The sequence below is a fragment of the Sulfurihydrogenibium yellowstonense SS-5 genome, assembly GCF_000173615.1.
GTDB classification, from domain to species: Bacteria; Aquificota; Aquificia; order Aquificales; family Hydrogenothermaceae; genus Sulfurihydrogenibium; species Sulfurihydrogenibium yellowstonense.
In genome coordinates, this window is record NZ_ABZS01000076.1 from 1 (window position 1) to 7,583 (window position 7,583).

Annotated in this window: 11 protein-coding genes and 1 tRNA gene; 8 read left to right on the top strand and 4 right to left on the bottom strand. The window is 30.5% G+C overall.

The features are described from left to right. The 4 genes from SULYE_RS04210 to dnaA form a co-directional block, all read left to right on the top strand. The coding region (locus SULYE_RS04210) for a M23 family metallopeptidase (protein WP_007546842.1) at positions 1-421 on the top strand (421 nt) is incomplete at its 5' end. Continuing rightward, positions 418-1,074, top strand: coding sequence for a fructose-6-phosphate aldolase (gene fsa, locus SULYE_RS04215; protein ID WP_007546843.1), 657 nt, complete (start codon positions 418-420; stop codon positions 1,072-1,074). The genes SULYE_RS04210 and fsa, both read left to right, overlap by 4 nt. A gap of 1 nt (position 1,075) precedes the next feature. Then, complete coding sequence (locus tag SULYE_RS04220) at positions 1,076-1,366, top strand: DUF2103 domain-containing protein (RefSeq protein WP_007546844.1); 291 nt, start codon at positions 1,076-1,078, stop codon at positions 1,364-1,366. Positions 1,367-1,840: 474 nt separating this feature from the next. Then, positions 1,841-3,220 (top strand): chromosomal replication initiator protein DnaA, encoded by a 1,380-nt coding sequence (dnaA, locus tag SULYE_RS04225; RefSeq protein ID WP_007546845.1) that lies wholly within the window; start codon positions 1,841-1,843, stop codon positions 3,218-3,220. A 339-nt stretch (positions 3,221-3,559) separates the two neighbouring features. Here the strand turns inward: dnaA and SULYE_RS04230 are convergent, their stop codons facing one another. Both SULYE_RS04230 and SULYE_RS04235 read right to left on the bottom strand, forming a co-directional pair. Continuing rightward, positions 3,560-3,895 (bottom strand): lipopolysaccharide assembly protein LapA domain-containing protein, encoded by a 336-nt coding sequence (locus SULYE_RS04230; RefSeq protein ID WP_007546846.1) that lies wholly within the window; start codon positions 3,893-3,895, stop codon positions 3,560-3,562. Further along, on the bottom strand, positions 3,885-4,373 hold the full coding sequence (locus SULYE_RS04235; RefSeq protein WP_007546847.1) for an HIT family protein: 489 nt from the start codon (positions 4,371-4,373) through the stop codon (positions 3,885-3,887). Before SULYE_RS04235 ends, SULYE_RS04230 begins: the two co-directional genes overlap by 11 nt. A gap of 272 nt (positions 4,374-4,645) precedes the next feature. On the opposite strand from SULYE_RS04235, the gene SULYE_RS04240 reads away from it, so the two are divergent. The 4 genes from SULYE_RS04240 to folK are packed head-to-tail and all read left to right on the top strand — an operon-like array spanning position 4,646 to position 6,821. Further along, a complete protein-coding gene (locus tag SULYE_RS04240; protein ID WP_007546849.1) occupies positions 4,646-5,215 on the top strand; it encodes a UbiX family flavin prenyltransferase in 570 nt (189 codons plus the stop codon). After that, a complete protein-coding gene (locus SULYE_RS04245) occupies positions 5,212-6,105 on the top strand; it encodes a tyrosine-type recombinase/integrase (protein WP_007546851.1) in 894 nt (297 codons plus the stop codon). The genes SULYE_RS04240 and SULYE_RS04245 overlap by 4 nt, the downstream gene beginning before the upstream one ends. Before the next feature lie 10 nt (positions 6,106-6,115). Then, entirely contained in the window at positions 6,116-6,355 is a 240-nt protein-coding gene (locus SULYE_RS04250) for a hypothetical protein (protein WP_007546853.1), read from the top strand. Beyond that, a complete protein-coding gene (folK, locus tag SULYE_RS04255) occupies positions 6,348-6,821 on the top strand; it encodes a 2-amino-4-hydroxy-6-hydroxymethyldihydropteridine diphosphokinase (protein ID WP_007546855.1) in 474 nt (157 codons plus the stop codon). The genes SULYE_RS04250 and folK overlap by 8 nt, the downstream gene beginning before the upstream one ends. Before the next feature lie 5 nt (positions 6,822-6,826). Here the strand turns inward: folK and SULYE_RS04260 are convergent. Both SULYE_RS04260 and SULYE_RS04265 read right to left on the bottom strand, forming a co-directional pair. Continuing rightward, positions 6,827-6,899 (bottom strand) — tRNA-Phe (locus SULYE_RS04260). A 93-nt stretch (positions 6,900-6,992) separates the two neighbouring features. Then, on the bottom strand, positions 6,993-7,583 hold a 591-nt coding region (locus SULYE_RS04265), incomplete at its 5' end, for a DDE-type integrase/transposase/recombinase (RefSeq protein ID WP_007546859.1).

A 7,583-nucleotide genomic window follows, 5' to 3' on the forward strand; every position in this document is an offset into this window, starting at 1 on the left:
TTTTGCTGATTATAGAAAATACAGATATAACGGTAAAATTATTCAAGGAGCAGATGCTTATCATAAAGGGTTTGATTTTGCATCTGTAAAAAATGCACCGGTTAAAGCATCTAACAACGGAAAGGTTGTTTTTACTGGATTTTTGGGCATATATGGCAATAGTATAATTATTGACCATGGTCTTTGTGTTTATACGTTATACTCTCATTTAAGCGAAATTGCAGTTAAAGAAGGGGAAGCAGTAAAAAAAGGTCAGTATATAGGAAAAACAGGAACGACAGGATTGGCTGTAGGAGACCATTTACATTACGGAGTTTTGGTTAACGGAATAGAGGTTAATCCGGTAGAATGGTTTGATATTAACTGGCTAAATACAAGATTTTATGAAAATTACAAAAACATAATAGGAGGTAATAGATGAAGTTTTTCATCGATACAGCAGATGTGAATGAAATTAGAGAGGCAAAAAGATTACATTTTCTTGATGGAGTAACAACTAATCCAACATTAATCGCAAAGGTTAAAAAACCATTTTGGGATGTGGTGAAGAGTATATTGGCAGAAGTGCCGGATAAACCAGTTAGCTTGGAAGTTGCAAGCACAGATGCGGAAGGGATGATTAAAGAAGGTGAAAAGCTTGCAGAACTTGGTAAAAATGTTGTTATCAAGATTCCAATGACTCCGGAAGGTTTAAAGGCAGTAAGTTACTTTGAAAGTAAAGGAATAAAGACTAACGTTACGTTAATATTCTCTCCAGCCCAAGCTTTATTAGCTATGAAGGTTGGAGCATCTTATATATCTCCATTTGTAGGCAGACTGGATGATATTAGCCATGCCGGTATGGATTTAATAAGACAAATCAAGCAAATCAAAGATAATTATAATTTTAAATCTGAAATTATTGTAGCATCTGTCAGAAATCCTGTTCATGTAATAGAATCGGCAATGATTGGAGCAGATATAGCAACAATCCCATACAGTGTAATTGCACAACTGACTAAACATCCACTTACAGATATTGGCTTAGAAAGATTTTTAAAAGATTGGGAAAGCGTTCCAGAAAAACCATTTTAAAATGAAATACAGAAAAAAAGGTGTAAAAAGAGAACATTCTATCATTGAAGATTTTGAAAAGGACTTGCAGGCTCTGGTAGAAATTGGGCTTGCTAAGTCCATCATACCAGGAAGAATATATACAAGTCCAAAGGCTCAAAAAGGAGATAAAATTATAAAATATCAGTATGACACCGAAACGGGTGCAAAGTTATTGCTAAAAAAGGGGTCAACGGTCCAAGAAGCGTTTGTCATTACAGATAAAAGACAAGAGTTAAGAGCTTATCTTTTAAACCTGGAGCGTGAAATGTAAGAAGTGAAACATTTATCATTACAGTTTAACCGGGTATAACAATGTTGAGACTGCCTGTAAAAAAAACCAAATCGTTATTCTGAAGCCAGCGAAAAATCTCTGCCTTTGTGTTTCTATAATGGCATTTCTGTGCTTAAGCGAAGAATCTCATATTTTTTCTTTTCGAATAAAAAATTTAAAGAAGGGGAGCCTTCTGCTAACAGCTTCAAGATGACAAGAAATTAAACCTGCAAGAATTTTGGAGCTTCCCTAATAATATTCAACTCTATACTATAGCTTTTATTGTTAAGTTTTCTTAACAAAATAAACAATATTTCTCAATGAAAAATCTATTAAGTCTTTATTGAACTTATATTTTTTAAATTATGTATTTATTCTATCATAAAAATTTTAAAAGTCAAATAAAAAAAATTTAAAAATTTACCTAAAAGGAAATATAATGGATATCCCTAAAATGAAATAGAGGAGTGGAGAATGGATTTAGGTAAGAATAATGCTGGTAATACGTCAAACGTCAGTATTAGTGAATCTAAACTTTGGCAGTCTATTCTCCATGATTTAAGGGAAAAAATTGATAACACATCATACATGATACTAAATTCTCTTGAAGAAGTATACTACAGCGAAGGAAATATATATATCTATACTCCAGACAATATTTACAAAAATTGGATAGAAACAGAAATATTAGAAACCATAGAAACTTCAGCAAATAAGGTTATTGGAAGAAATGTAAAAATTCATATTATTTCTTTAAAGGATAAATCTTCAAAGAAAACAAAAAAGAGTAAGAATTCAAAAAACTTTGAAGAAACAGATTTTTATCAATATTTATCATTAAATCCTAAATACACTTTTGATAATCTTATAGTAGGAAATAATAATAAAGTTGCATTTCAAGCATGTTTGGCTGTTACAGAAAATTTAGGAAAAATTTATAATCCGCTTTTTATATATGGCGATGTTGGACTTGGCAAAACTCATTTATTACATGGAACAGCTTATCATGTTCTTGCAAAAAACTCTACAGCAAAAATCATTTACACAACAGCAGACACATTTGCTTCTGAGCTTTTTTCATATTTAGAAAAAGGAATGATTTTAGAGTTTAGAAAAAAATACAGAGAAGTAGACCTTCTACTTATTGACGATATACAATTTTTAGTTGGAAAGGAAAGAACACAAATAGAGTTCTATCATATTTTTAACGTTTTATACAGCCTTGGAAAACAAATAATTTTATCCTCAGACCAACCGCCTTCTAAGTTAAATGGCATAGAAAAAAGATTGATAAGTAGATTTAGCAGCGGATTAATTGTCGAAATAACCAAGCCGGATTTAGAAACAAAGATTAACATAACATTAAAGAAAATGAAAGAATTGAATGTAGAATTTTCAAGGGATGTAGTTCTATTTATTGCAAAAACAGTAAATACAAGTGTTAGAGAGCTGGAAGGTTCAATAAAAAGATTAAAAGCTTACAGTGAAATAATGGGTAGACCAATAACTTTAGACGTTGCAAGAACTGTGTTAAAAGATGTACTAGAAGTAAATGAAGTTCAGCCATTAACTGTTGAAAGAATTCAAAAAGAAGTATGTAATTACTTTAATATTGATATAAAAGAATTACTTGGAAACTCAAGAAATAAAAAATCTGTAACTGCAAGGCAGATAGCAATGTACTTATCAAAAGAGCTAACTGATGAATCCTTATCTTCAATAGCAAGATATTTTCATAAAAAAGACCATACAACAATTTTAAATGCTGCAAATAAAATAAAAGAAATGATGGAAAAAGATAGAAAGTTAAAATATACTGTGGATTTGATTAAAGATAAGTTAATTACTTTGTGACAATAGAGGATGCTTGCAAAAATCCACACTGTCATTCTGTAGCCGACGAAGAATTCTCTCTCTTTTTTCTTTTTAAAAAACATCAAAAAATAAGATTCTTCACTTCTCACTGCTGGATGACAAAAAGTGAATTTAAAAAATTCTTGCAACGCTCTTACCTTTGGCTTTAGAATGAAATACAAAGTGATGAATGATGATTAATATACACAGTCTATGTACAGACCGCTTCTGCTAACTCTTTATTTTTCACATACCAACAATTTATGAATTGTATCCATTATATTACTTACTTGGCTTTTAACATTCCAAAGTCAACAAAGAATTTTTTTCTTAAATTCCTTACCTGCTTTCCTGCATTTCTTTTGACTTGTACAATTGCTCAGACTCTTTTAAAGAATTCATTTTTAAACTTTCCTTTTCTTTTTCACAAATTTCAAGCTGTTTTTTTAATCTTGAAATTTCGATCTTAAATTTAATCCAGTCTCCAATCGCTATTAAAATAGCAAGTATAGCTCCAACGATAATACTCATAAGGATGATTATAGATAAAGGAAGCGGTACTGTTTGATAACCTGGAACCAAATTAACAGTTACAGAAATATTATTCATTGCTACAAAGTATCCTGCTATTAACAGAATAAATAACCATAAAATGAGTCTAATTTTACTTAACATCTTTTAATCCCTCTTTTAATTTATAATAAATTTCTTTTAAATCTTGAGAGATAACTCTTACCTCTCCCAAAACAGGCATAAAATTTGTGTCTCCAATCCATCTTGGAACTATATGATTATGAATATGGGTTTCAAGACCTGCTCCTGCTGCCCTTCCAAGATTGTAGCCAATATTAAATCCATCTGGTTTTAAAACTTTTTTCAAAAGTTTAACCATTTCCTTGGTTAATAAAGAAATTTCATGCAGAGTTTTATCATCTAAAGCAGTAAAATCCCCAATATGTTCATTAGGACATACCATTAGATGACCTGCATTATATGGAAATAGGTTTAATATAACAAAAGCCCTTTCACCTCTATACAGCAAAAGATTTTTCTCGTCATTATTTTCTTGATAGGCTTTACACAAAAAACAACCTTCTGACTTTTCAAGCCCTTCTATATATTGAGACCTCCATGGTGAGTAAAGTCTTTCCATGATTAACCCTCCTTTGCACCTCATAATATTATATATAAGTCATGTTAGTTTAGGTAATGTGTGATATGTACCGGTGATTCACTAATCGCTCCTAGTTACTCTTCACTTATTATGTCCGTGCAATTCATGAATTACTCAAACTTCCATTTATATCTCATTTTTAACATTTTAGCTGAGTAAAGAATCTTAATTTATATTTCTAAATCTATCATCTATTTTTCAATACTTTTTGACCTATACATATTTTATATCAGTTGTGTTAAAATCAGATTATGAAAAAATTCATAGTTGGAATAACAGGAGCAAGTGGGTTTATATACGGAAAAAGATTGGTAGAAGAACTGGCCAAGGAAAATTATGTTTATTTAGTAGTTTCAGAATCTGCTTTTATAGTCATGGAAAAGGAAGAGGGAATAACTAAATCAGAGTTTATAAAGAAGCTTCCAAGAAATGTTGAAATTTTTGATAATAAAAATATTGCAGCACCAATATCAAGCGGCTCTCAACTTGTAAAAACAGAAGGTGTTATAATAGCTCCATGTTCTATGGATACGTTGGCAGCAGTGGCAAATGGTATTAGTACAAATCTTATTCAAAGGGTCTGTGATGTTGCTTTAAAAGAAAGAAAAAAGCTTTATTTACTTGTAAGAGAAATGCCATTTTCTTTAATTCATGTTGAAAATATGAAAAAAGTAATGTTAGCTGGCGGGATTGTTGCTTCAGCATCTCCGGGATTTTATCATAAGCCAAAAACCTTGGATGACATGATTAACTTTGTGATTGGTAAAATATTAGATAGTTTTGATGTAAAGCACAATCTTTTTAAAAGGTGGACTGAATGAAAGTCTCTGAATGTTGTAATTTATTTTTATCTTACATGGCAGACAAATCGCCAAATACTGTAAAAAATTATAGAGTTGATTTTAATCAATTTATTAAAATAGTCGGGGATAAAAATATAAATGAAATCACAAAAGCAGATATTGCTAAATTTAGAATGACTTTACAGATGCAAAATAGAAAATCTTCAACCATAGCAAGAAAACTTGCTTCTGTTAATTCATTATTTCAATATTTAATGGATTTAGAATTAGTTAACTCTTCGCCTATAACCAAATCTCACAGACCAAAAGTTTCTCAAAAAATCCCGTCTGCTTTGTCAAACGAAGAAGTAAAAAAATTAATAGATGCTTTAGACAGTATCCAGGATAAGGCTATCGTAATTTTATTTTTGACCACAGGTTTAAGGTCTTCTGAACTTTTAAGCATTAAAAAATCTAACATTATCGTTGAAAGAAACGGTCAAACATTTTCTATTGACAGACTAATAGAAGGCGAAGTCAAAGAAGGTGATATTGCATACATAAGAGTGGTTGGTAAAGGAGATAAAGAGAGAGAAGTTCCTATAACCGGCAAACCTTTGGAAATTTTAGTCCAATATTTAAAAAGTATCAATGAATTTTTAGATGTTAACGAATATATTTTCCCGATTTCTTACCATCTTCTTTGGAGAAAAATCAGAAATATAGGTAAAAAATTAGCTATTACATTACATCCACACAAGCTAAGACATACAGCTGCAACAATGGCATTATCTTCCGGAGCAGAACTTAGAGTTATACAAGAACTTTTAGGTCATGCTTCACCTGTAACAACTGCAAGATACGCAAAAGTTGGTCAAAAGCAGCTTTTAAAAGCAACCAAAGCCTTATCAGAAAATATAGAATTGTGAGGTCTATAAAATGGAAAAATTCCTTTTCAAACTTTTAGCTGAAGAAAAAAATCCGTTAGACATCTCAGATTTAAAACAGTGTGACCCATACTCATCTTTTGGTGTATTTTGTAATACTAACTCAATCGTTGAAGGATTAATAGTCATTGTTGGTGTTATTCTTATGACTGCCGGAGCCCTATGGTTTGTTAAGAAAAATCAAGAACAAGTTCAAAAAGAAAAAGAAGGCTTTAAAGAGAATAATGAATGAAGTTTATTTAGGACTTGGAAGTAATGTAGGAGATAGACTCTTAAATCTAAACAAAGCTATAGAATTATTGTCTCAAAAAATTCAAATCTTAAAAAAATCTAAAATTTACATATCAAAAGCTGTAGGCTATACTGACCAACCTGATTTTTACAATATGGTTTTATATGGAAAAACCGACTTAAGTCCGGAAGAATTATTTAATTTTATAAAAGATGTTGAGAAAAACGCAGGAAGAGTATACAGATTCCATTGGGGTCCAAGAGAAATTGATATAGATATACTCTTTTATAACGATTTAGTCTATAAAAGTGATAAGTTAAACATACCACATCCAAGACTTCATGAAAGAGATTTTGTTTTATTACCATTGATAGAATTAAATCCAAAACTTTTTCATCCTGTTTTAAATAAGAGAGTTTCTGATTTAAAAGAGTTTATGGAAAATTCTGTAATTGGAGTTTTATAAAGAAGTGGCCAAGGGCGGAATCGAACCGCCGACACTGCGGTTTTCAGCCGCATGCTCTACCGACTGAGCTACCTGGCCAACTCAGAGATAAAAATTATATATCAATTTTAAATTTTTTGCAAGGGGGTGTATAAGTCATACCAGTTTGGGAAAATTCCGATTTATTTGAATTTATAATATCACAAAAGTATTTGTATAAGTCATACCAGTTTGGGAAAATTCCGATTTATTTGAATTTATAATATCACAAAAGTATTGTAAAGGTGATTTTTTGTTTAAACTATGATGAGGTCTTTCTGTGTTATACCATAACATATATTGCAACATCTTTTTATTAAACTCATAAATGTCTTTTAATTCATAATCTTCGTAGTACATGATAAATTCATCCTGTAATGTCCTATTCATTCTCTCTACATATGCTTGTCCTTTTGGATATCTTGGATAGTTAAAATAATGTTTTATATCTTTTTTCTTTAATGCTTTGGTAAACTCGCCTAAGAATTCACTGCCATTATCTGTTTGTATACCTTTTATCTCAAATGGCATTGCTTTTATCAATTTCTCTAAAAAGTCTTTCGCATTTTTACTGTTTAGTCTGTCATATGCAAAAGTAAAGGAGATTCTTGTTTTTACATCTTTGGCTACAAATATATAAACTTTTCTACCATTTACATATTCATGCTTAGTATCTATTTGTACTAATTCTCCTGGTTTTGTTGGTTTTTTGTCTTTATATCTATCTTTCTTTGTTTTCTTTTT

Bases quoted from the DNA above. Each gene is read 5' to 3' on its own strand.
- SULYE_RS04240 (WP_007546849.1), top strand. From the start codon at position 4,646: ATGAAAAAATTCATAGTTGGAATAACAGGAGCAAGTGGGTTTATATAC.
- SULYE_RS04245 (WP_007546851.1), top strand. From the start codon at position 5,212: ATGAAAGTCTCTGAATGTTGTAATTTATTTTTATCTTACATGGCAGAC.
- SULYE_RS04230 (WP_007546846.1), bottom strand. From the start codon at position 3,895: ATGTTAAGTAAAATTAGACTCATTTTATGGTTATTTATTCTGTTAATA.
- SULYE_RS04250 (WP_007546853.1), top strand. From the start codon at position 6,116: ATGGAAAAATTCCTTTTCAAACTTTTAGCTGAAGAAAAAAATCCGTTA.
- SULYE_RS04235 (WP_007546847.1), bottom strand. From the start codon at position 4,373: ATGGAAAGACTTTACTCACCATGGAGGTCTCAATATATAGAAGGGCTT.
- folK (WP_007546855.1), top strand. From the start codon at position 6,348: ATGAATGAAGTTTATTTAGGACTTGGAAGTAATGTAGGAGATAGACTC.
- fsa (WP_007546843.1), top strand. From the start codon at position 418: ATGAAGTTTTTCATCGATACAGCAGATGTGAATGAAATTAGAGAGGCA.
- SULYE_RS04220 (WP_007546844.1), top strand. From the start codon at position 1,076: ATGAAATACAGAAAAAAAGGTGTAAAAAGAGAACATTCTATCATTGAA.
- dnaA (WP_007546845.1), top strand. From the start codon at position 1,841: ATGGATTTAGGTAAGAATAATGCTGGTAATACGTCAAACGTCAGTATT.